The sequence below is a fragment of the Enterobacter sp. T1-1 genome (assembly GCF_000710795.1).
Taxonomy (GTDB): domain Bacteria; phylum Pseudomonadota; class Gammaproteobacteria; order Enterobacterales; family Enterobacteriaceae; genus Enterobacter; species Enterobacter cloacae.
In genome coordinates this window covers 1-22,897 of the sequence record NZ_JALW01000033.1, presented here as the reverse complement: position 1 = coordinate 22,897, position 22,897 = coordinate 1, and the positions used below count along the sequence as shown (strand labels likewise).

At 56.2% G+C, this 22,897-nt stretch carries 24 protein-coding genes; 18 read left to right on the top strand and 6 right to left on the bottom strand.

All coding sequences use genetic code 11. The features are described from left to right. Nucleotides 1–365: 365 nt before the first annotated feature. The gene (locus AK59_RS0112525) at nt 366–1,319 is read left to right on the top strand and encodes a nickel/cobalt transporter (RefSeq protein WP_029882904.1); all 954 of its coding nucleotides are present in this window, start codon (nt 366–368) and stop codon (nt 1,317–1,319) included. Nucleotides 1,320–1,352: 33 nt separating this feature from the next. Here AK59_RS0112525 and proP read toward each other — a convergent pair whose 3' ends face one another. Further along, a complete protein-coding gene (gene proP / locus AK59_RS0112520; RefSeq protein WP_013095119.1) occupies nt 1,353–2,855 on the bottom strand; it encodes a glycine betaine/L-proline transporter ProP in 1,503 nt (500 codons plus the stop codon). Nucleotides 2,856–3,504: 649 nt separating this feature from the next. Here proP and kdgT point away from each other — a divergent pair. After that, nucleotides 3,505–4,497 (top strand): 2-keto-3-deoxygluconate transporter, encoded by a 993-nt coding sequence (kdgT, locus tag AK59_RS0112515; RefSeq protein WP_013095118.1) that lies wholly within the window; start codon nt 3,505–3,507, stop codon nt 4,495–4,497. A 41-nt stretch (nt 4,498–4,538) separates the two neighbouring features. On the opposite strand, the gene AK59_RS0112510 is transcribed toward kdgT, so the two are convergent. Then, nucleotides 4,539–5,414: a diguanylate cyclase regulator RdcB family protein gene (locus AK59_RS0112510; protein ID WP_029882903.1), complete on the bottom strand. Its 876-nt coding sequence runs from the start codon at nt 5,412–5,414 to the stop codon at nt 4,539–4,541. After that, nucleotides 5,411–7,765: a clamp-binding protein CrfC gene (gene crfC / locus AK59_RS0112505; RefSeq protein WP_029882902.1), complete on the bottom strand. Its 2,355-nt coding sequence runs from the start codon at nt 7,763–7,765 to the stop codon at nt 5,411–5,413. Before crfC ends, AK59_RS0112510 begins: the two co-directional genes overlap by 4 nt. 600 nt (nt 7,766–8,365) lie before the next feature. On the opposite strand from crfC, the gene AK59_RS0112500 reads away from it, so the two are divergent. The 16 genes from AK59_RS0112500 to phnP all read left to right on the top strand — a co-directional run bounded on the left by AK59_RS0112500 (nt 8,366) and on the right by phnP (nt 20,200). After that, nucleotides 8,366–8,701 (top strand): zinc ribbon domain-containing protein YjdM, encoded by a 336-nt coding sequence (locus AK59_RS0112500; protein WP_013095115.1) that lies wholly within the window; start codon nt 8,366–8,368, stop codon nt 8,699–8,701. Nucleotides 8,702–8,781: 80 nt separating this feature from the next. Beyond that, entirely contained in the window at nt 8,782–9,225 is a 444-nt protein-coding gene (yjdN, locus tag AK59_RS0112495; protein ID WP_013095114.1) for a VOC family metalloprotein YjdN, read from the top strand. 173 nt (nt 9,226–9,398) lie between these two features. Next, nucleotides 9,399–10,187, top strand: coding sequence for a phosphonate ABC transporter ATP-binding protein (phnC, locus tag AK59_RS0112490; RefSeq protein WP_013095113.1), 789 nt, complete (start codon nt 9,399–9,401; stop codon nt 10,185–10,187). 23 nt (nt 10,188–10,210) lie between these two features. Beyond that, complete coding sequence (gene phnD, locus AK59_RS0112485; RefSeq protein ID WP_013095112.1) at nt 10,211–11,227, top strand: phosphonate ABC transporter substrate-binding protein; 1,017 nt, start codon at nt 10,211–10,213, stop codon at nt 11,225–11,227. A 117-nt stretch (nt 11,228–11,344) separates the two neighbouring features. Next, a complete protein-coding gene (gene phnE / locus AK59_RS0112480; protein ID WP_013095111.1) occupies nt 11,345–12,124 on the top strand; it encodes a phosphonate ABC transporter, permease protein PhnE in 780 nt (259 codons plus the stop codon). 20 nt (nt 12,125–12,144) lie between these two features. Continuing rightward, complete coding sequence (gene phnF / locus AK59_RS0112475; RefSeq protein WP_013095110.1) at nt 12,145–12,870, top strand: phosphonate metabolism transcriptional regulator PhnF; 726 nt, start codon at nt 12,145–12,147, stop codon at nt 12,868–12,870. Continuing rightward, nucleotides 12,871–13,323: a phosphonate C-P lyase system protein PhnG gene (phnG, locus tag AK59_RS0112470; RefSeq protein ID WP_014830324.1), complete on the top strand. Its 453-nt coding sequence runs from the start codon at nt 12,871–12,873 to the stop codon at nt 13,321–13,323. It abuts the gene before it with no gap. Beyond that, nucleotides 13,320–13,904, top strand: coding sequence for a phosphonate C-P lyase system protein PhnH (gene phnH, locus AK59_RS0112465; protein WP_014830323.1), 585 nt, complete (start codon nt 13,320–13,322; stop codon nt 13,902–13,904). Before phnG ends, phnH begins: the two co-directional genes overlap by 4 nt. Beyond that, on the top strand, nt 13,904–14,968 hold the full coding sequence (locus AK59_RS0112460; RefSeq protein WP_029882901.1) for a carbon-phosphorus lyase complex subunit PhnI: 1,065 nt from the start codon (nt 13,904–13,906) through the stop codon (nt 14,966–14,968). The genes phnH and AK59_RS0112460 overlap by 1 nt, the downstream gene beginning before the upstream one ends. Continuing rightward, complete coding sequence (gene phnJ, locus AK59_RS0112455; protein ID WP_013095106.1) at nt 14,961–15,806, top strand: alpha-D-ribose 1-methylphosphonate 5-phosphate C-P-lyase PhnJ; 846 nt, start codon at nt 14,961–14,963, stop codon at nt 15,804–15,806. The genes AK59_RS0112460 and phnJ overlap by 8 nt, the downstream gene beginning before the upstream one ends. Next, entirely contained in the window at nt 15,803–16,558 is a 756-nt protein-coding gene (gene phnK / locus AK59_RS0112450; protein WP_029882900.1) for a phosphonate C-P lyase system protein PhnK, read from the top strand. Before phnJ ends, phnK begins: the two co-directional genes overlap by 4 nt. An 85-nt stretch (nt 16,559–16,643) precedes the next feature. After that, nucleotides 16,644–17,324, top strand: coding sequence for a phosphonate C-P lyase system protein PhnL (gene phnL, locus AK59_RS0112445; RefSeq protein ID WP_013095104.1), 681 nt, complete (start codon nt 16,644–16,646; stop codon nt 17,322–17,324). Further along, nucleotides 17,321–18,457, top strand: a complete 1,137-nt coding sequence (gene phnM, locus AK59_RS0112440) for an alpha-D-ribose 1-methylphosphonate 5-triphosphate diphosphatase (protein WP_029882899.1) — start codon at nt 17,321–17,323, stop codon at nt 18,455–18,457. The genes phnL and phnM overlap by 4 nt, the downstream gene beginning before the upstream one ends. Next, nucleotides 18,454–19,005, top strand: a complete 552-nt coding sequence (gene phnN / locus AK59_RS0112435; RefSeq protein WP_029882898.1) for a ribose 1,5-bisphosphokinase — start codon at nt 18,454–18,456, stop codon at nt 19,003–19,005. Before phnM ends, phnN begins: the two co-directional genes overlap by 4 nt. Beyond that, nucleotides 18,998–19,432, top strand: coding sequence for an aminoalkylphosphonate N-acetyltransferase (phnO, locus tag AK59_RS0112430; RefSeq protein ID WP_023621470.1), 435 nt, complete (start codon nt 18,998–19,000; stop codon nt 19,430–19,432). The genes phnN and phnO overlap by 8 nt, the downstream gene beginning before the upstream one ends. 9 nt (nt 19,433–19,441) lie before the next feature. Beyond that, nucleotides 19,442–20,200 (top strand): phosphonate metabolism protein PhnP, encoded by a 759-nt coding sequence (gene phnP / locus AK59_RS0112425; RefSeq protein ID WP_029882897.1) that lies wholly within the window; start codon nt 19,442–19,444, stop codon nt 20,198–20,200. 52 nt (nt 20,201–20,252) lie between these two features. On the opposite strand, the gene yjdP is transcribed toward phnP, so the two are convergent. The 3 genes from yjdP to AK59_RS0112410 all read right to left on the bottom strand — a co-directional run. After that, nucleotides 20,253–20,576 (bottom strand): DDRRRQL repeat protein YjdP, encoded by a 324-nt coding sequence (gene yjdP, locus AK59_RS0112420; RefSeq protein WP_029882896.1) that lies wholly within the window; start codon nt 20,574–20,576, stop codon nt 20,253–20,255. A 95-nt stretch (nt 20,577–20,671) separates the two neighbouring features. Then, a complete protein-coding gene (locus AK59_RS0112415; RefSeq protein WP_029882895.1) occupies nt 20,672–22,456 on the bottom strand; it encodes a DUF2235 domain-containing protein in 1,785 nt (594 codons plus the stop codon). Continuing rightward, a partial coding sequence (locus AK59_RS0112410; protein WP_032618546.1) for a DUF3304 domain-containing protein occupies nt 22,456–22,897 on the bottom strand: 442 nt, incomplete at its 5' end. The genes AK59_RS0112415 and AK59_RS0112410, both read right to left, overlap by 1 nt.

Genomic DNA, 22,897 nt, shown 5'->3' with positions numbered 1-22,897 from the left:
ATTGTTAAAGAGCAGTTGCGACGCGCTTCAGCGCTCTGTCGCGAGGTGGCGTATATTACGCTTTCCTCTTTCAGAGTCAACCCTGAATTTCAGGATTTTTTCTCTTCAACCGACCGGGTTGTTTGTGAAGTGATTCACATCCGCCGTGTCGATGGAGGCGCATTATAGGGAGTTCCCGAGCGACCGCAACCGAAAAGTTGCAAAAAGATGACTGACTGCTGTATTCCCCAGCAAAACCCCGCTTTATACCCTTTTACACACAGACTTATCCACAATACAACGCGTAAGCTTCATAAGAACCCACGGATTGAGGGGGGATAATCAACTATACTATTGGCAAATATTTTCCCTGACAGACAATATCCATGATCACACAACGCCTCACCCGAGACTGGCGCATTCCTGGCGCTGGCCTCATGACGCTGCTACTCCTTATTGCGGGCTTCACTCTGCACGCACACTGGGGGGCTTTCATCCAATGGTGTCTTGCTACGCAAATCACCCTGCACCGTTATCTGGTGATGTACCTGTTGCAGCTTAATAACCATCAGTACAGCGGTGGCTTATGGCTATTAACCGGCGCGTTCTTCTATGGCGTACTTCACGCTATCGGGCCGGGGCACGGCAAATTCATTGTCACTACCTATCTCAGTACAAATAAAGAGAGCGAACTGGCTGCCCGGGTCGTGCCTTTTTTTGGCAGTATGCTGCAGGGCGTCAGCGCCATTCTGTTTGTCTTTATTCTGGCGGTGGGGTTTAACCTGGCGTCCGGGGATATCAGTACCAGCCGCTGGTATGTCGAGAAGATAAGCGCGGTCCTCATTGGCGCATTCGGCGCGTTTATCATTTACCAGGCGCTGAAAAGCCTGCGCCCGCGCAGGATGGCAATCTCCGCCATCACGCCCCTTCACCAGCATGATGAACATTGTGGCTGCGGCCATCACGGCGTAGGGGCAGACCTTGCGCAGGGTGACTGGAAAACCCGTCTGGGTGTAATTCTGGCGATCGGCGCGCGTCCGTGCAGTGGGGCCATTATGATCCTGATGTTTTCGAATGCGCTGGGCATCGTCACCTGGGGAATGGCCGCGGTAATGACCATGTCGCTGGGAACCGCGCTATCGATTATGGGGCTATCGCTGGCCGTGCGTTACGCCCGGGAGCGCACGGTCGCCTGGTTTGGCGGCGGCACCTCGCTGAAGTGGCTGGTTCCGGCGGTCAAGATTGCTGGCGGGATTGTTCTGATCCTGTTTGCGACCATCCTGTTCCTGACGGTGATCCCCATCAGCGCCAATGGCGATTACATCGCCGCAGGATGCTAATAAAAGAAAACCCGCCAGCGGCGGGTTTTTTGATTACTCGTTGATGCGTGGATGTTGGTCCACCAGTCGGGAGCGTTTCTTCTGCAGTTCTTCAATCTCTGCGTCAATATCTTCAATCTTCTGCTCGACGTTATCGTAGTGCTCGCGCAGGATCTCTTTCGCTTCCTGAATATCCGATGCCGCAGGCGTCGCCCCTTTCAGAGGACGGTTCGCCGTCTCCTTCATGGTAATACCCGTAATCAAACCAATCACCGCGATAACCATCAGGTAATAAGCGGGCATCATCAGGTTTTGCGTGCTTTCCACCAGAGAGGCGGCAAGCGTCGGCGTCAGACCGGCAATCAGAACCGAGATGTTAAAGGCCGCCGCCAGCGCACTGTAGCGAATATGCGTCGGGAACATGGCCGGTAGTGTAGAGGCCATCACCCCGATGAAGCAGTTGAGGATCACCGCCAGCATCAGCAAGCCGGCAAAAATCAGGCCCAGCACATTGCTGTTAATCAGAATGAATGCCGGAATAGCAAGGGCAAACAGCGCAACGCTACCCAGAATAATGAACGGTCGACGGCCAAAGCGGTCACTCAACAGCCCCATAATCGGTTGCACAAACAGCATACCCACCATGATGGCGATAATGATCAGCACACCGTGGTCTTCCGAGTAGTGCAGGTTATGCGACAGATAGCTCGGCATGTAGGTCAGCAGCATGTAGTAAGTCACGTTCGTGGAGATCACCAGGCCGATACAGACCAGCAGGCTGCGCCAGTGTTTGGTCGCGATCTCTTTAAAGGAGACTTTCGGGCCATCCTGCAGACCTTCGCGGTCACCCTGCTCAAGCTTATCAACGTGCTGCTGGAACGCAGGCGTCTCTTCAAGCGCATGACGCAGGTACAGGCCAATGATCCCCAGCGGCAGCGCGAGGAAGAACGGAATACGCCAGCCCCATTCAAGGAAGTTCGCCTCACCAACCACAGTTGAAATCAGCACCACCACGCCCGCCCCCATGACGAACCCGGCAATGGAACCAAAGTCCAGCCAGCTTCCCATGAAGCCACGTTTACGGTCCGGGGAGTACTCTGCAACGAAGATCGAGGCACCGGTATATTCTCCCCCTACGGAGAATCCCTGAGCCATCTTACAGAGCAGCAGCAATATTGGCGCCCAGATGCCAATCGAAGCATAAGACGGGATCAGGCCGATACAGAATGTACTGATCGACATAATGACAATGGTGATGGCCAGGATCTTCTGACGACCATATTTATCACCAAGCATACCGAAGAACAGACCACCCAGCGGGCGAATGAGGAAGGGAACCGAGAACGTACCCAGCGCGGCAATCATCTGCAGGCTGGGGTCAGCGCCGGGGAAGAACACTTTACCTAACGCATAGGCCACGAAGCCGTAGACACCAAAATCGAACCATTCCATCGCATTACCGAGCGAGGCGGCAGTGATCGCTTTACGCAGTTTTGCATCATCGATGATGGTGACGTCGCGAAGCGTGATGGGTTTAATCTTTTTCCTTCTAAGCATAGCTTTCCTCGTAGACTCAGCCCTGTCCATTTCACCGGCCATCTGGTGAACCGTGAAACGGGGATCCGCTCCATGCGAATCGCCTTATTCAAGCGTAGCAGGTTTACTTACATTGACGTTTTACGTCGATACAACCGAACCTGTTGACGCCTGTCTGGGCAGTTAATGACCTTTTTACCCTACCAGCGTTTATATTTGTGATCAACTTCACATATATTTTTCCGTATCGTCAACTGAGTTCAATATTTGTCAATTTCCGCCCATCAGCTCTTTCTTATCCACCAAAAAAGAGCATGCTCACGCACGTTATTATCGCCTGCACAACAATTCTCAAAACCATACTGCGTCACATCAGATTTACATAAATTTTAAATATTAAAACGCGGTTCGAATATTTACGCTGAATATGTGATAGAGATAACTAAAACACTGTTTTATTTTCATTGAATCATCATTCCAATGATCGCATGATAAATCCGAACGCAACGTCCAGCGGGCTTTTGAGCGGCATGAATCAAGAGCGCGCGATTAATTTCCCTGAAAGGATAACGAAGCGCCAGGCTAAGCATCCTTTCAATTAATTGAATTTGTTGATTTTATTTTCGATAGCATTCCGTCCGCCACGCGGGACACGATGTGAGGGTTGTACATGAAGATTAAAGCCACAATAGAACGCATCCCCGGCGGGATGATGCTGGTTCCTCTGGTGCTTGGCGCCATTCTGAATACCCTGGCACCTGATACCGGTGCTTATTTTGGTGGTTTCACAAAAGGAATGATTACGGGAACCGTGCCCATTCTGGCCGTCTGGTTCTTTTGTATTGGAGCATCTATTAACCTGCGGGCAACGGGTACCGTATTACGTAAATCCGGAACGCTGGTTATAACGAAAATTGCGGTTGCCTGGGTTGTGGCAATGGTCTGTGCACTGTTCATTCCGGAGAATGGCATTCAGACCGGATTCTTCGCCGGATTATCCGTTCTGGCCATTGTCTCCGCGATGGATATGACTAACGGTGGGCTCTATGCCAGCCTGATGAACCAGTACGGCACAAAAGAGGAGTCTGGCGCCTTTGTGCTGATGTCTCTGGAGTCCGGTCCGCTGATGACGATGTTGATTCTGGGCTCGGCGGGGTTGGCCTCGTTTGAACCACACCACTTTGTCGGCGCGATCCTGCCTTTCCTGATCGGTTTTGCGCTGGGGAATCTGGACCACGATCTGCGCGATTTCTTCAGCAAAGCCACGCCGGTGCTGATCCCGTTCTTCGGCTTCGCGCTGGGGAATACCATTAACCTGAAGGTGATCCTCGATACCGGTCTGCTGGGTATTGTCCTTGGCGTGGCTGTTATCATTATCACCGGCATTCCGCTGATCATTGCCGATCGCGTAATTGGCGGAGGAAACGGAACGGCAGGTGTAGCCGCCTCTTCAGCCGCCGGGGCCGCCGTGGCGAATCCGGTGATCATTGCCCAGATTAACCCGGCTTTCGAACCGGTTGCGGCCTCGGCAACGGCGCTGGTTGCCGCCAGCGTGATCGTCACCGCCATTCTGGTGCCCATCATCACGGCCCTGTATGCGAAGCGCTTCGGCAATCTCCCCGAGCCGGATACAGAACCGAAAGCGGTAGAGCTTCATCATTAACGCACCGCATAAGACCCCCCTCTCCCCACCGGGTGAGGGGTTCAACCAAAAATTTCTTCCACCATCCCATCCACCAGCCGCTTTGCCGAACAGAGTCTCGGCATACCCAGCGCGACCGTTTGCCAGTTTTGGGTTACTGACCAGCTCACCGGGTGGCTGTCCGCCTGACACCAGTCCCCCAGCCAGCCCAGCATATCTTTATGATCGATGCTCCCCGGCGTAGAGGGGGTTGTGAGCCACTGGTGATAAAAATGGCGGGTAGTGGGAGAAGCATTGATCCCCTGCGCCAGATAATTTGCCGCCATGCTGCGCAGGTTATCCTTGAGCATTGCCGCCACGTCCGCATTCGCCAGACGACAGGCATCGCCAAATGCTCCCCAGCGCAGCTCTTCCAGCACAATGTAGCAACGCCCGGCCAGCGACCAGCCATCATAGTGTCCGGCCCGCCAGCGGGTAAAAATCTGCTCGCTATGATCGCCCGCCTGCACCGTTAACCCACGCTGGGACAACGCCTTTTCTTTATAGGCTGCGCGTTGAAGAAAATGGGAAGAGAGTTCAGCGTACTGCTGAACCAGGCCCGGCGAGGGCTGCGTACGCAGAGAGGTTTGCTGGCGCAGGGCAACCAGTTTATCGGCCATACGCGTCAGCGCGAGATGCCCCGGATCCAGCATGCCGGCCAGCTTTTCCGCCAGCCCCAGGCGCAGAGCCGCATTTTCGTTGAGCATTCCCGCCATTGCCCACGGTCGCAGCCGGGTGTGCGTCATGATCTCCTGCGTCAAACGCTCACGAAACTGCAGCTGTTGCGGCCCCAGATGGGTATGACGCGGCGCGTCTACCCCCTGGACCAGATCGACCATAAATTTAGGATGGATACACTCCAGCGTCCGCCCGGGACCGTCCAGTAGCTGTGTTGTCATGGTTGCTCTGCCGCGAAAAGAGTTTGAATATCATCGCGTAACAGTCGGGTATCTTCCTGAATCCACGTCGCAGTCGTGATACTTTGTTTCAACAGCTGGCTGAGCGATCGGGTCGAATGCTCATTTTGCTGACGGACTGCGAGGCTATCACGCAAGCTTTCCTGTAACCCGGCAAGGCATAACGAAAATTCTGCAAAGAACGTTGCCATACCCGCCGTAACAGAGACATCGACCTGCGCGGTTAAAGCTTTACGGATTTGTTCACAAAACTGATCAATATGCTGCATAAACTTGTCATGCAGCTGCGCAATATCAATAACGTATCGCGTGCGCGTCGCCACATAATCTTCCCAGCCCCAGCCAGGATTGTTCAGCCAGCGCGACACCGTTTCCCGTACACTTCCCGCAGCCGATGGCTGGCCTGCCGGACGGGTATCCTCCGCGATGGCATCAGTAAACAGCGCCCGCGTATTGAAGTTCAGCTGATTTGCCTGAAATGCCGGGAAACTGATCCGCGCCCGGAAACCGGCATGGCTGAGCTGCTCTTTAATACGCAGCTCAATGAGCCGCATCGCCTCATTCAGCGAACGCGCCAGCGTAGACTCCAGCTGATCGAAGCGAAGCGCCAGCTCCCGGCTGATTTTCGTCTTTGCGTCCAGCATGACCTGCTCGCAGGCGGAGCGGATGCTGTTCAGTACCGTTTGCGCCTGCCTCTCATCATCCAGCACCAGCTGCGTCAGCGCCTCCGGTGCATCCTGCCGATGATTCAGCGGATCAATACCTGCCAAATCAAGTAGCGTGTGGCTGTTGAAGATATGGCCAATCGCCTGCTGAAGGGCTCCTTTCTGCAACGCCATAAAATCGTCAGTGGCGTGGAGGGCCTGCTCCACTTCGTGTTTGACTTCTTCGCTGGCCACGCGCTGCCGCGTTTGCAGCAGAGCCATATCCTCTTCAAGACGCGTAATATTCAGCTCCAGCGATTCAAAGGCCACCGTCAGGGCCTGATAGCGAAAATCGAGATACTCTCTGGCATTTTGGGCATAGTTGAGCAGCTTATGCGACGCCGAACGCAGCGCAAATAACGACGCATTGGCATAGGCGGCGTAAATGAGTTTGCGGATAGGTTGTTCAAATAACGAATCTTCCCACAGCAAATCAGCCGCATGACGAATATGTTCGATATCGTCCAGGTCCGCCGTACGCCAGCGACGCCCCAGCGCGGCCTCGGCAAAGTCCTGTACCCAGCGCTGTTCCTGGTGATCCGGTAGCTGCCCATGGTTCGCCATCTCATAGCGGGCGCGGTTTGCCAGATAGGCCCACATCGACGAAACAGGGTAAATTTGTCCCGGAGAGATGTTCCCTTTCATTAAGGTCCCGGAGATCATCGCCCTGACCTGCTCTTCATCGTCGCTGTTGCGATCCTTCTGGTCGAATTTATTCACCAGCGCATACAAAGGCACCGATTTTCCCGCTACCGAAATGGCCTGACGAACCTCTTCATCAGAAATCGATTTGAGCTGGGTATAGTCCATCACCGCCAGCACCGCGGAGGCGCGGGACAACTGTTCGGTGAGCATTTTTTGCAGATGGGGCTGCCCGGCTTCATTTGGCCCAGGCGTGTCCAGCAGCGTCAGCTGCCCCAGGTGCGCATCCAGACCCGCAAGATGCACAAACTCCACCTCAATCACCGGTATATGTTCTATCGCCGCGTACTCAGAGAATGGGAAGGCCACGTCCAGCGCCTGAGAGAGCCTCACCAGGTCGTTCAGGCTTTTCAGACAATGAAATATCGGCTGCGCCCCAAGGTGGTGCTTCTCGAAAGCCTCGCCTCTTTCAATTCTCTCCAGCAGCGTATTCATGTCTTTATCGATTTCCAGACGCTGCGCCAGCTTGCCGCGATCGTCATCGCAGAGCTTTTTCTGTAGCAGTTGGATCAGATCATCAATGGGAGAGACATGCGTAAAATGCAGTACCGGCTCTTTCTGGCCCGGCGTATGACGAATAAGGGTCGGGAGCGCCGTCATCGGACGGTTGCGGTTGGGCAATACTTCGGTGCCCACAATCGCATTAATGGTGGTCGATTTCCCCGCCTTCATGGTTCCAACAATAGCCAGCACCATTTCCAGACGGGTTATTTTGCGCAATTCACTATTCAGCATCGCCTGCTGTGCTTCGACACCACGCGCGCTAAAATGCAAAGGTAAAACGTTGTTCTTTTCACCCGTAATGGCCGTCGCGGTACTCTCCAGCATCGCTATCGGCATTGATTTCAAGGTATCAAGGTTTTGCAGGGCGAGTTGTAGCAACCGTTCTGCTTCCTGGCTTAATTCAAAAATTGTCTGTGTGTGCATGATAAAAGCCTTTCCTTAACGCAAATTTATTACTTTTATTAAGCCACCGGGTTTTAATTATGTTTTTCGGCTTATATGATCACGTGTGGAAAACATGTTCACCGAAATATAACTGATTGAAGACAATCAGAAATAAATCGCTATCCTTGCATGGCGTGAAAAGCTTTTCTCCTGACCTGATAGTCAAAAGATAAAAAGCGTAGCCCATTTTTAAGAAACTTCAGGATATATCATCATTATTTACCCACCTAAAAAGAGAGGGAATGGTTCAGCGTCATAACAGATGTACGACGACGAAAACCGGCGATAAATAACAATGTGTCGCTTCACCTTATCCGAAATGGCGGAACGTAGCAATTTGCCGCAATAAAATATTCGATATATTCAGTGTCAATTCTTCCCAACACGTTAATGGCGTTAGCATCGCTTAACCGACTGACAGAAAGTGTCACCCGCAACACGCTTTTCGGTTTTTTTTTATTAAACAATATCACCGACAATCGTGTGGATTTGCGTTATACTTGCCCTCTTTTTCGGCGCTCTGCCGTCATTTTGCTGGCACTTTCCAGCGTGTTAAGCACTTTTTTGAGGATACCCCCGATGCAACTTCCACACTGCCCGAAATGCAATTCTGAATACACCTATGAAGATAATGGCATGTTCATTTGCCCGGAATGCGCCCACGAATGGAACGACGCAGAGCCGTCACAGGATGCTGACGTGCTGATTGTAAAAGATGCTAACGGTAACCTGCTGGCAGATGGCGACAGCGTCACCGTCGTCAAAGACCTGAAGGTTAAAGGCAGCTCTTCCATGCTGAAGATCGGGACCAAAGTGAAGAATATCCGTCTGGTTGAAGGCGATCATAATATCGACTGCAAAATTGACGGTTTTGGTCCAATGAAACTGAAATCTGAGTTTGTGAAAAAGAACTGATTTACCCGCCCGGTGGCGCTTCGCTTACCGGGCACACACCCACTACACTTAATGGGCTTTTCTTACGTGAGGTAAAGATTATGCCGTTAAGTCCCTACATCTCTTTCGCCGGCAACTGTGCAGAGGCAACCGCCTTTTATCAGCAGGCCGTCGGCGCAGAACTCCTCTATAAAATCACCTTCGGCGAAATGCCAAAAAGCGAGAGCAGCGAAGAAGGCTGCCCGTCTGGCATGCAGTTCCCGGACTCCGCTATAGCCCACTCCAACGTTCGCATTGCGGGCAGCGATATCATGATGAGCGATGGCCTGCCGCCGGGCAGTAAGGCGCAGTATGCCGGATTCACGCTGGTTCTCGACACACAGGATGTCAATGAAGGCCAACGCTGGTTCGACAATCTCGCGGATGGCGGAAATATTGAAATGGCCTGGCAGGAGACCTTCTGGGCGCACGGTTTCGGTAAGGTCACCGACAAATACGGCGTGCCGTGGATGATTAACGTCGTTAAGCAGCAACAAAGTTCGTAGGCCGGATAAGCGCAGCGCAGCCGGCAACAACCCCGGGTGGCGCTGCGCTGACCGGGTCTGGAAAGATTGTCATCGTTTTCACTTCAACTCTTCAAACTCCCGCAACCTGCACTTAACCCAAATGTCATATTGATGCGCCAGCATGAGGCCACATTTATTGTGAGGCCCAGCATATGCAAACCGTCATCCGCGTCGAGAAACTGAGCAAGACCTTTCATCACAACAAGGCTCTGCATGCCGTTGATCTGACCGTCCAGCAGGGCGACATGGTAGCGCTGCTGGGGCCATCCGGTTCAGGTAAATCCACCCTTTTGCGTCACTTAAGCGGCCTGATTACCGGCGATAGCATCCCGGAAAGCCACGTCGAACTGCTGGGCAACACCGTACAGCGCGCAGGGCGACTGGCGCGGGATATCCGCAAAAGCCGCGCGCAGACAGGCTGCATCTTCCAGCAATTTAATCTGGTAAATCGACTGACGGTGCTGGAGAACGTGCTGATTGGCGCGCTCGGCAGCACCCCATTCTGGCGCACCTGTCTGCGCTGGTTCTCCCCGTTACAGAAGCAAGAGGCGTTGCGGGCACTCACCCGCGTAGGCATGGCGCACTTCGCCCATCAGCGCGTCTCCACCCTCTCCGGTGGACAACAGCAGCGCGTGGCCATCGCCCGTGCCCTGATGCAGAAAGCGAAAATCATCCTTGCCGACGAGCCCATCGCCTCGCTGGATCCGGAATCCGCCCGCATCGTGATGGAAACCCTGCATGACATTAACCAGAACGACGGCATCACCGTGGTGGTGACGCTGCATCAGGTGGATTACGCCCTGCGCTACTGCGAGCGCATTGTCGCCCTGCGTCAGGGACATGTGTTCTTTGATGGCGCAAGCCACCAGTTTGATAACGAACGTTTTGACCATCTCTACCGCAGCATTAACCGTGTCGAAGAGAACGCGAAGGCTGCATAACGTCCCCACTACGAGGAATGGAAATGAGCTATAAAACGGTTGCCGCGCTGGCTTTCACCAGCATGTTCAGCATCAGCACCCTGTTAAGCCCTGCGTACGCCGAGGAGCAGGAAAAAGCGCTGAACTTTGGCATTATTTCGACGGAATCACAGCAGAACCTGAAGCCTCAGTGGGAGCCCTTCCTGAAAGATATGGAAACCAAACTGGGGATCAAAGTAAACGCCTTCTTCGCCCCGGATTACGCGGGCATCATCCAGGGGATGCGCTTTAACAAAGTGGACATCGCCTGGTATGGCAACCTCTCCGCCATGGAAGCGGTGGATCGTGCAAACGGCCAGGTCTTTGCCCAGACCGTTGCTGCCGATGGCTCTCCGGGTTACTGGAGCGTGCTGATCGTCAACAAAGACAGCCCGATCAATAACCTCAACGATATGCTCGCCAAACGCAAAGAACTGACCTTCGGCAACGGCGATCCGAACTCCACTTCAGGCTTCCTGGTGCCGGGCTATTACGTCTTCGCCAAAAACAATGCCTCTGCCAGCGATTTCAAACGCACCGTCAATGCCAGCCATGAAACCAACGCCCTGGCCGTGGCCAACAAGCAGGTGGATGTCGCCACCAATAACACCGAAAACCTCGACAAGCTGAAGACCTCCGCACCGGACAAGCTGAAAGAGCTGAAGGTGATCTGGAAATCCCCTCTCATCCCGGGTGACCCGATTGTCTGGCGCAAAAACCTTTCTGAAAGCACCAAGGACAAGGTGTACGACTTCTTTATGACTTACGGCAAAACGCCGGAAGAGAAAGCCGTGCTGACGCGTCTGGGCTGGGCACCGTTCCGCCCGTCGAGCGACCTGCAGCTGGTCCCGATTCGCCAGCTGGCGCTGTTTAAAGAGATGCAGGGCGTGAAGGACAACAAGGGGCTTAAGGACGAGGAGAAGACCAGCAAAGTGGCAGCTATTCAGGCCCAGCTGGAAGACCTGGACCGCCTGACCGCCGCGCTCGGTGCAATGACCAGTGTGAATAAAGCGGTGCAGTAACGCTTTTCTCCCTCTCCCTGTGGGAGAGGGCCGGGGTGAGGGCATCAGCGCGCACATTTCCCCCTCACCCTAACCCTCTCCCTTGAGGGAGAGGGAACTAAACACAAAGGAGTCAACATGCAAACCATCACCCTCCCACCGCCGAAACGCAGTTGGTTCTCGCTATTTAGCTGGGCCATCCTGCTGGCAGTGCTGGTTATCTCCTGGAAGGGCGCGGAGATGGATCCGCTGCTGCTGTTTAAAGACGCCGGTAACATGGCCACCTTCGCTGCCGACTTCTTCCCGCCCGATTTTAGCCAGTGGCAGGACTATCTCGGCGAAATGGCTGTCACCCTGCAAATCGCCGTCTGGGGGACCGCCCTGGCCGTCATCCTCTCCATTCCGTTTGGCCTGATGAGCGCGGAAAACATCGTTCCGTGGTGGATTTATCAGCCGATGCGCCGCCTGATGGACGCCTGCCGCGCCATTAACGAAATGGTGTTCGCGATGCTGTTCGTGGTCGCCGTGGGTCTGGGGCCGTTCGCGGGGGTGATGGCGCTGTTCATCCATACCACCGGCGTGCTCTCCAAGCTGCTTTCCGAAGCCGTGGAAGCCATTGAACCCGGCCCGGTCGAAGGTATTCGCGCCACCGGCGCCAACAAAATTGAAGAGATCCTTTACGGCGTGCTGCCCCAGGTCATGCCGCTGCTGATCTCCTATTCGCTCTACCGCTTCGAATCTAACGTCCGTTCCGCCACCGTCGTCGGCATGGTCGGCGCAGGCGGCATTGGCGTCACCCTGTGGGAGGCGATCCGCGGTTTCCAGTTCCAGCAAACCTGCGCCCTGATGGTACTCATCATCATCACCGTCAGCCTGCTGGATTTCCTCTCTCAACGTTTGCGTAAGCACTTCATCTGAGAAGCGAGGCTTTGATTGGTATGCACTTATCCAGACATCCGACCAGTTACCCTACCCGCTGGCAAGAGATTGCAGCAAAGCTCGAAGTGGAGCTGCGCACCCATTATCGCTGCGGAGACTACCTGCCAGCCGAACAGCAGCTTGCAGACCGCTATGAAGTGAACCGCCACACCCTGCGCCGCGCCATCGATCAGCTGGTTGAGCGCGGATGGGTACAGCGCCGTCAAGGCGTCGGCGTGCTGGTGCTGATGCGCCCGTTCGACTACCCGCTCAATGCCCAGGCGCGCTTTAGTCAGAACCTGCTCGACCAGGGAAGCCATCCCACCAGCGAAAAACTGCTCTCCGTGCTGCGTCCGGCCTCCAGCCATGTAGCCGATGCGCTGGGTATTCAGGAGGGCGACAACGTTGTACATCTGCGCACCCTGCGCCGGGTCAATGGCGTGGCGGTCTGCCAGATAGATCACTACTTCAGCGACCTGAGCCTCTGGCCGGTGCTGCAACACTTCTCCAGCGGTTCACTGCATGACTTTTTGCAGGACGCCACGGGTCTTGTGCTCAAACGTACCCAGACGCGTATCAGCGCCCGCCGCGCGCAGGCGAAAGAGAGCAAGGTGCTGGAGATCCCCAACATGGCTCCGCTGCTCTGCGTGCGCACCCTCAACCACCGTGACGGCGAGATCAACGCAACGGAGTACTCCGTCAGCCTGACCCGCGCCGACATGATTGAATTCACCATGGAGCACTGAATGCATTTCGACACCTCCACCCGTCAGCGCTGGATGCGCGCCCTGGCCCATAGCCAGCCTGCTGCACTGGCGAGCCGCATGAACGCGCTTAACCTGACGCCAGACTATGAAACGCTCCGCGCGCCGGAAATTGGCCTGGTACAGATCCAGGCAAGAATGGGCGGTACCGGGGAGCGCTTTTTCGCCGGTGATGCCGCCCTCACCCGCGCGGTCATTCGTCTGAGCAGCGGCACGCTGGGTTACAGCTACGTGCTCGGTCGCGATAAACCGCACGCCGAGCGCTGCGCGGTGATCGACGCCCTGCTGCAGGAACAACCCCATTTCCAGACCCTGATGGAAACCCTGATTGCCCCGCTGGAAGCCGACCTCGCCGCGCGCACTGCCGCACGTCAGGCGCAAGTCAATACCAGCCGGGTCGACTTCTTTACGCTTGTTCGCGGAGATAACGCATGACGCTTCAACCCGCTTTTACCCTGGCCGTCCAGGATGCCCAACACAGTTTTCGTCGCCTGCTGAAAGCCATGAGCGAGCCTGGCGTGATTGTCTCCCTGCATCAGCTCTCCCAGGGCTGGCTGCCGCTGAACCTGGCGACCACCAGCGTACTGCTGACTCTCGCCGACAACGATACCCCGGTGTGGCTTTCGGGGACGTTATCCAATGACATCGCCAGCCAGAATCTGCGTTTTCACACTAACGCCCCGCTGGTTGAGCAGCCCCGTCAGGCGGTGTTTGCCGTTGCCGATGAGCAAATCAGCCATGAGCAGCTCAATGCCCTGAGTGAAGGCAGCGCAGTAGCACCGGAGACCAGCGCCACGCTGATCCTGCAGGTCGCCAGCCTGAGCGGTGGTCGCATGCTGCGCCTGACCGGGGCGGGGATTGCCGACGAACGCATGGTCGCGCCACAGCTGCCGGAGTGCATTATTCATGAGCTGACCGAACGCCCGCATCCGTTCCCGCTGGGCATTGACCTGATCCTGACCTGCGGCGAGCGCCTGCTGGCGATCCCGCGAACCACCCACGTGGAGGTGTGCTGATGTACGTTGCCGTCAAAGGGGGCGAGAAGGCCATCGCCGCCGCCCATGCGCTACAGGCGCACAGACGACGGGGTGATGAACAGCTTCCCGAGCTGAGCGTCGCCCAGATTGAGCAGCAGTTGAACCTGGCGGTGGATCGGGTGATGACCGAAGGCGGCGTCGCCGACCGTGAACTGGCAGCGCTGGCGCTGAAGCAGGCCAGCGGCGACAACGTCGAGGCCATCTTTCTGCTGCGCGCCTGGCGCACCACCGTTCCCCGCCTGGCGGTGAGCGAGCCGGTCAATACGGCAGAAATGCGCCTGGAGCGGAGAATTTCCGCCATTTATAAAGATATTCCTGGCGGCCAACTCCTTGGCCCTACGTACGATTACACCCACCGCCTGCTGGATTTCACCCTGCTGGCGAACGGCGAAACGCCGACGCTCAGCACCACGGAGACCGGGCAGGAAGCATCTCCGCACGTCTTTAGCCTGCTGGCGAAGCAGGGTCTGGCAAAGGCTGAAGAAGAGACCGGAGCGCAACCCGACGACATCACCCGCACGCCTCCCGTTTACCCCTGTTCACGCTCGTCTCGCCTGCAGCAGCTGATGCGCGGGGACGAAGGCTATCTGCTGGCGCTGGCCTATTCAACGCAGCGCGGCTACGGGCGTAACCACCCGTTTGCGGCGGAGATCCGCAGCGGCTATCTCGACGTCGAAATCATCCCCGAAGAGCTGGGTTTTGCTGTGAACGTCGGTGAACTGCTAATGACCGAGTGTGAAATGGTGAATGGTTTTGTCGCACCTGACGACGACACCCCACACTTTACCCGCGGTTACGGGCTGGTCTTTGGCATGAGCGAGCGTAAAGCCATGGCGATGGCGCTGGTTGACCGCGCCCTGCAGGCGCCGGACTACGGCGAACAGATTTCCGGCCCGGCACAGGACGAAGAGTTCGTGCTGGCCCATGCGGATAACGTCGAGGCGGCGGGCTTTGTTTCGCACCTCAAGCTGCCGCATTACGTTGACTTCCAGGCCGAACTGGAACTGCTGAAACGTCTGCAACGGGAGCGTGAAAATGGCTAACCTAAGCGGCTACAACTTTGCTTATCTGGACGAGCAAACCAAACGCATGATCCGCCGCGCCATCCTGAAAGCGGTCGCTATCCCCGGCTATCAGGTGCCGTTTGGTGGTCGAGAAATGCCGATGCCTTACGGCTGGGGCACCGGGGGCATTCAGCTTACCGCCAGCGTCATCGGTGAGTCAGACGTGCTGAAGGTCATCGACCAGGGAGCCGACGACACCACCAACGCCGTGTCGATTCGCAACTTCTTTAAGCGCGTGACGGGCGTCAACACCACCGAAAAAACCGAAGATGCGACGCTTATCCAGACCCGCCACCGTATTCCCGAAACGCCGCTCACTGAAGATCAGATTTTGATTTTCCAGGTGCCGATCCCGGAGCCGCTGCGCTTTATCGAGCCGCGCGAAACAGAAACCCGCACCATGCACGCCCTGGAAGAGTACGGGGTGATGCAGGTGAAGCTGTATGAAGATATCGCCCGCTTCGGCCATATCGCCACCACCTACGCCTACCCGGTGAAGGTCAACGGGCGCTACGTGATGGATCCGTCGCCGATCCCGAAATTCGACAACCCGAAAATGGACATGATGCCTGCCCTGCAGCTGTTCGGTGCCGGGCGCGAAAAGCGCATCTACGCCGTCCCGCCCTACACCCGCGTGGAGAGTCTCGATTTCGATGACCACCCGTTCACGGTGCAGGAGTGGGACGAGCCGTGCGCCATCTGCGGCTCGAAGCACAGCTATCTGGATGAAGTGGTGCTGGATGATACGGGCAAACGGATGTTTGTCTGCTCCGACACCGATTACTGCCGCCAACAGAGCGAGGCGAACAGCCAATGAAACCGCTGCTTTCAGTGAACAACCTGACCCACCTATACGCGCCGGGCAAAGGCTTCAGCGACGTCTCGTTCGAGCTGTGGCCGGGCGAGGTGCTGGGAATTGTCGGTGAATCCGGCTCGGGCAAAACCACCCTGCTGAAGTCCATCTCCGCGCGCCTGGCCCCGCAGAACGGCGAGATTTTGTATGAGGGCGCCTCCCTCTATGGCATGAGCGAGGCTGAACGCCGCCGCCTGCTGCGCACCGAATGGGGCGTGGTACATCAGCATCCGCTGGACGGGCTGCGTCGTCAGGTCTCGGCGGGAGGCAATATCGGCGAACGGCTGATGGCGACCGGCGCGCGGCACTACGGCAACATCCGGGAAACCGCACAGCGCTGGCTGACCGATGTGGAGATCCCCGCCTCGCGCATCGACGATTTGCCCACCTCCTTCTCCGGCGGCATGCAGCAGCGTCTGCAGATCGCCCGTAACCTGGTCACCCACCCGAAGCTGGTGTTTATGGATGAACCCACCGGTGGGCTGGACGTCTCCGTGCAGGCGCGCCTGCTCGACCTGCTGCGCGGCCTGGTGGTGGAGCTGAACCTGGCGGTGGTGATTGTCACCCATGATCTGGGCGTCGCTCGCCTGCTGGCAGACCGTCTGCTGGTAATGAAGCAGGGTCAGGTGGTGGAAAGTGGGCTTACCGACCGCGTGCTCGACGATCCGCTCCATCCTTACACCCAGCTGCTGGTGTCATCCGTGTTGCAGAATTGAGGGCGCCACCCGGCAAAACGAACGCCGTACCTTGTAGGCCGGGTAAGCGAAGCGCCACCCGGCAAGAAAAAGCCACGAGGCCAAAATGATCCACGTAGAAAACGTAAGTAAGACCTTTGTGCTCCACCAGCAAAACGGCGTGCGTCTGCCGGTGCTGCAAAATGCCTCTCTGAAGGTGAACAGCGGCGAATGCGTGGTGCTGCACGGCCACTCCGGCAGCGGAAAATCCACCCTGCTGCGCTCCCTGTACGCCAACTATCTGCCGGACGAGGGGCACATTCATATTCGCCATGCCGATGAATGGGTCGACCTGGTTCAGGCCCCCGCGCGTAAGGTGTTGGAAGTCCGCCGCTCGACGATCGGCTGGGTGAGCCAGTTTCTGCGGGTGATCCCGCGGATCTCCGCTCTGGATGTGGTCATGCAGCCGCTGCTGGATCTCGGCGTGCCGCGCGAAACCTGCGCCGCCAAAGCCGCCAGCCTGCTGACGCGCCTCAATGTGCCCGAGCGCCTCTGGCATCTTGCCCCGTCGACCTTTTCCGGCGGCGAGCAGCAGCGCGTGAATATCGCTCGCGGGTTTATCGTCGACTACCCGATTTTACTTCTTGATGAACCCACCGCTTCGCTCGACAGCAAAAACAGCGCGGCAGTGGTTGAACTGATCGAACAGGCCAAAGCGCGCGGCGCGGCGATCGTCGGGATCTTCCACGACGAGAGCGTTCGCAACCGCGTGGCGGACAGGCTGCACCCGATGGGGACAAACGTATGATTATCAATAACGTCAGGCTGGTGCTGGAAGATGAGGTCATCGACGGCTCGATTGAGATCCGCGACGGCGCGATCCGCGCGTATGCCGAAACCCGAAGCCATTTGCCCGAAGCGATGGACGGCGAAGGCGGCTGGCTGCTGCCAGGGCTGATTGAGCTGCACACCGATAATCTGGATAAATTCTTCACCCCACGGCCGAAGGTGGACTGGCCCGCCCATTCGGCGATGAGCAGCCACGACGCGCTGATGGTTGCCAGCGGCATCACCACCGTGCTGGATGCGGTGGCGATTGGTGACGTACGCGACGGCGGCGATCGGCTGGAGAATCTGGAAAAGATGATCAACGCCGTGGAAGAGACGCAAAAGCGCGGTCTTAACCGCGCCGAACATCGCCTGCACCTGCGCTGCGAGTTGCCGCATCACACCACCCTGCCGCTGTTTGAAAAACTGGTAGACCGCGAGCCAGTGTCGCTGGTCTCGTTGATGGACCACTCGCCGGGGCAGCGCCAGTTCGCCAGCCTCGAAAAATACCGCGAGTATTACCAGGGCAAATATTCTCTTAACGATGTGGAGATGGCGCGCTACGAGGAAGAGCAGCTGGCGCTGGCGGCACAGTGGTCACAGCCGAACCGTGTTTCGATTGCCGCAATGTGCCGGGACCGTAGCATCGCGCTGGCCAGCCATGATGATGCCACGCACGATCATGTCCGCGAATCCCACCAGCTTGGCAGCGTGATCGCTGAATTTCCTACCACGTTTGAGGCGGCAGAAGCCTCCCGCGCACACGGCATGAACGTGCTGATGGGGGCACCGAATATTGTGCGCGGCGGCTCGCATTCCGGCAACGTGGCGGCAAGCAAACTCGCCTCGCTCGACCTGCTGGATATTCTCTCTTCCGACTACTACCCCGCCAGCCTGCTGGACGCCGCCTTCCGCGTCGCGGATGACGACAGCAACTGCTTCACGCTGCCGCAGGCAATTCGCCTGGTAACGAAGAACCCGGCATCGGCGCTTAATCTTCACGACCGGGGCGAGATAGCAGAAGGAAAACGGGCGGATCTGGTGCTGGCCCACCGTAAGGGCGAGCACATCCATATCGACCACGTCTGGCGTCAGGGAAAACGGGTGTTCTGATGGGAAGAGTCATCTGGTTAATGGGGCCCTCCGGCTCCGGGAAGGACAGCCTGCTGTCCGCCTTACGGCAGCGGGAACACCCGCAGCTGCTGGTCGCACATCGCTATATTACCCGGGCGGCGAATGCCGGTAGTGAAAACCATATCGCCCTGAGCGAACAGGAATTTTTCACTCGCGCCGGGCAGAATCTGCTGGCGCTCAGCTGGCACGCCAACGGCTACTACTACGGGATCGGTATTGAGATCGACCTGTGGCTACACGCGGGTTTTGACGTGCTGGTCAACGGCTCCCGTGCGCATCTTCCCCAGGCACGCGCCCGGTATGCCTCGGCGCTGCTGCCGGTCTGTCTGCAGGTTTCGCCGGATGTCCTGCGCAGCCGCCTGCAAAGCCGCGGACGCGAAAGCGAAAAAGAGATCGCGCAGCGGCTCGAACGCGCAGCGCGCTATACCCCGGCGGATTGCTACATCCTCAACAACGACGGAAGTTTGCTACAGTCAGTCGATAACGTTTTATCGCTTATCCGTCAGAAGGAGAAACAGCATGCCTGACTGCACGCTTCGCCCCGCCACCGCCGATGATGCGCAAATCGTTTACGCGCTGATCTGCGAGTTAAAACAGGCCGAATTTGATCATCAGGCGTTCCACACCGGGTATCTGGCCAATCTGCAGGACCACAATATGCGTTATCAGCTGGCAGAGCTGAATGGACAGGTAGTGGGTATGATTGGCCTGCATATGCAGTTTCACCTGCACCACGCCAGATGGATCGGCGAAATCCAGGAGCTGGTGGTGATGCCCGAGGCGCGAGGTCTTAAAGTGGGGAGCCAACTGCTGGCATGGGCAGAAGACACCGCGCGGCAGGCGGGCGCGGAGCTGACGGAGCTCTCCACCAGCGTCCGGCGGCTGGACGCCCACCGTTTTTATGTTCGTGAAGGGTATACGCAGAGCCATTTTCGTTTCACCAAACCGTTGTAGAGGTGCACGATGAGTCTGACGATCGCGTTAACGGGCACCGGCAGTGCCCAGCTGGTTCCGGTGTATGGCTGCGATTGCGCGGCGTGCCGCCGGGCACGTCTGCAGGAGAATTATCGTCGTCGGCCCTGTAGCGCGGCCGTCAAATTCAATGACGCGGTGACGCTACTGGACGCGGGTATTCCGCACCTGATGGACGACTGGCCAGCCGGCAGCTTTCAGCAGTTTTTGCTGACCCACTACCATATGGATCACGTTCAGGGGCTGTTTCCCCTGCGCTGGGGCGTTGGCGCGACGATCCCCGTTTACGGCCCGCCGGATGAAGCCGGATGTGACGATCTCTTCAAACACCCGGGCATTCTGGATTTCAGCCATATGCTGGAGCCGTTTGTGATGTTTGAGCTGCAGGGCCTGCGGGTGACGCCGCTGCCGCTCAACCACTCGAAACTCACCTTTGGTTATCTGCTGGAGTCCGCCCACAGCCGCGTGGCGTGGCTTTCTGATACTGCCGGATTGCCGGAGAAAACGGTGAAATTTCTGCTTAACAACCAGCCTCAGGCGATGATCATCGACTGTAGCCATGAACCGCGCCCGCAGACGCCGCGCAACCATTGCGATTTAAACACCGTGGTGGCACTGAACGAGGTGATTGGCTGCCCGCAGGTGATCCTGACCCATATCAGCCATCAGTTTGACATGTGGATGATGGATAACCCGTTGCCGGACGGCATCGAAGCGGGATATGACGGCATGGTGTTGGTGCTGGATTAGGTTTTCTCCCTCTCCCGTGGGAGAGGGTTGAGGTGAGGGCAACAGGCCGCACTTAACCGCGATCGTAATCGTCTTCTAACCGCCGCTCATCCTCTTCCAGGCGTCGTCTGTCGTCATCAAGCTGGCGCTGGCGCTCGTCTAAACGGCGGCGTCTGTCTTCAAGCTGCCGACGGCGGTCGTCATACTGACGGCTATCAATGCGTCGGTCATCGTCATAACGATCGTCATCATCGTTGCTGCGGCTGCTGCCGGGGTTATAGGCATCGTTGATCGCCTGCTGAATGTTGCCAATGGCATCATCAATCACATCGGCATGCGCCAGTTGGCTGGAGAGTGACAGCAGACCAAATAACAGAGCGGTAGAGTAACGTTTCATAAGGCCAGACTCGCAGGTGAACTGGCCTTACGGTAATTAACCGCAAACGGGAGAGGTAGCGGAGGAATCTCAAATTCTGTTGTTAAGAGTACTCATCAGGCCTCAGGCATCTCCATTGAGCGGATCACAAAAAAGTCCTGCGAAATACCTGCGCCTTTGTCTACCGTTTGCAGGTCGTGTACAAACCATGCGTACATTTCTGACGGTGCCGTATCTATGGGAAACGGCTGGGGTTTACCGAGGTTCGCCGCATGGAAATAGTCCAGAAATCGCTTCGCACGCCACAGCGCGGGTCCATACACGTTCGGAACGATATCCCGGCGTCTGTCCATAGGGTTCTGTTCCATACTGTTTCGCATTCTTATAGCCGCATTCTTTACGTCATCAAGCCATCCCCAGTTTTGCTGTAGTACAGCAAGTTCATTCGCGTACTGACCGGCGGTCTCTTTCGCTTCCTGCGTAATGCCTGCAAACCCTGCCGATGCGCCAGCTGAGGCCAGGGTATCGCCGCGCTGCTTTTCATATTTCAGGCATTCCGTGCGGTACTGATAGTACTGACGACCCAGCCAGTCGATATAGCTGTCCAGATGACGGTTCTGACATGCTGTGTTTAATGCGGTAAAGGGCAGTGCACTCTGGTACGCCTTTGCCCACTGCAGGACGGACTGGTTTTTAACGTTGTCCTGGACGATGAAATAGCTGGCTACAGTTTCGGAGTAAGATTTCAGACTTTGAAAATCAGGGAAAGGCACGCCCGCCATGGTCGCCTCACGGTACATCCTGTGCAGCGCCACGCGGCAGAGTTCCGCACTGGGTTTCTGTTCGTCCGGTTTCAGGCCACCGCCAATATCCTCCGCGCAACCTGGATAGAGTTCTTCCTTATGCGCCGGGTTATTACCGGTGCGGTACAGGCAGCGCCAGACGCGGGTTTCATGGGCTGCGACCAGATGCAGACTTTTCTTTACCGCCTTCGGCAGAGGGGTGTCCTGGTCGATGGATTTATCCCCCAGCAATACGCTGATGCCTTTGATTGGCCCGCCAAACGCAGAGATAAAGTAATCCACACCGTTGTTGTTGCTGGCCGATGTGCGTCGCGAGCAGTCAAACAGGCCGGTAAAGACGATATCGACGGGTATGCCCTGATAAGTGTATTTATCTCCCTCTTTCTTACAGATGTCTTTCAGCAGACTGTCGAGGAATTTACGTGCCAGGGTAGCGCCGAGATCGAAGCCGAAAAGGGAGACAGAAATGAGTTTAATGGGCACCGGGCTGGCTGATTTTGCTCTCTCATAAAATCGCTCGAAGCGAATTTTCGCCGAGGCGATACGAGTATCAACGCCTGTGACCAGCATATCTGCAACAGCAGGATTGTCACGGAGCCAGGGAGTGGCTTCAATACTGGCTTTTTTGAGTACATTTGTTGCTATATTCTTTCCCAGTTTTTTCCACTCTGCGGGCTTAAGTAGCTTTGCCCCTTCATTTTTCAGAATCTCATACCAGTTTCCGCCTTTAAGTAACTGCCCGCCTGTTTCTTTCGCCATTTCCGCGGGCTGAGATTTGAGATCATCCTGCACATTACTTTTGGTACCATCTATTAATGCAATTAGTTTGGTAGAAAGATCGTCGTTAAAGGGGGTGCCAAGGCCTGATATGTAGAATTTTGAAAAACAATCTTCACTCGAATTTTGTAGCTCATCAGGAAAAGCTCTGAACAGACGAGCGATATTGCTTAGCTGTTGCTCTGGTGCATCCTGTTCAATATTTCGGTGAATACCATCGAAAAAGAATCCCACATGCCAGATGCGTGTACAATTGTGCATGCCGTAATCTTCAGACTGCTGGGCCCGATTTGCTGCGGCTATAAGGCTTTCAATATCCATTAGTTATTTTCCATTTTATTTGTATGCGCTCTGTCCGGGCGCTTTTCATAAGGCGACCATGCATTATCACTCCATCCCAACAGGACTTTATCGCCCGGCAGAAAATGAACGTGTAAATCATTCTCCCCTTTCTTTCTTACTGGCATGGGCATTTCTGTACGACGAGTTTCCAGACGCATACCTTTGAGATACTGAGCATGGGTTATATCAAGCGTCCAGATCACTTCAGCCTTATCCCCACTGATGCTGCCACAGCAGGTTGCCCCCCCCCCGCCATGCGCAAAGGCATTAGCCCCCGCCACACCATTCACGCTAAATCCTAAAACAGGCCTGTCGAGTTCATTGTGAATAATCAGCGTTACCGGCCCCGAAGGCGGCCCCCAGACAGCGACCCATACCGACCAGCCAAGGTAAATCACCACCGGCAGTAACAGTGATCCC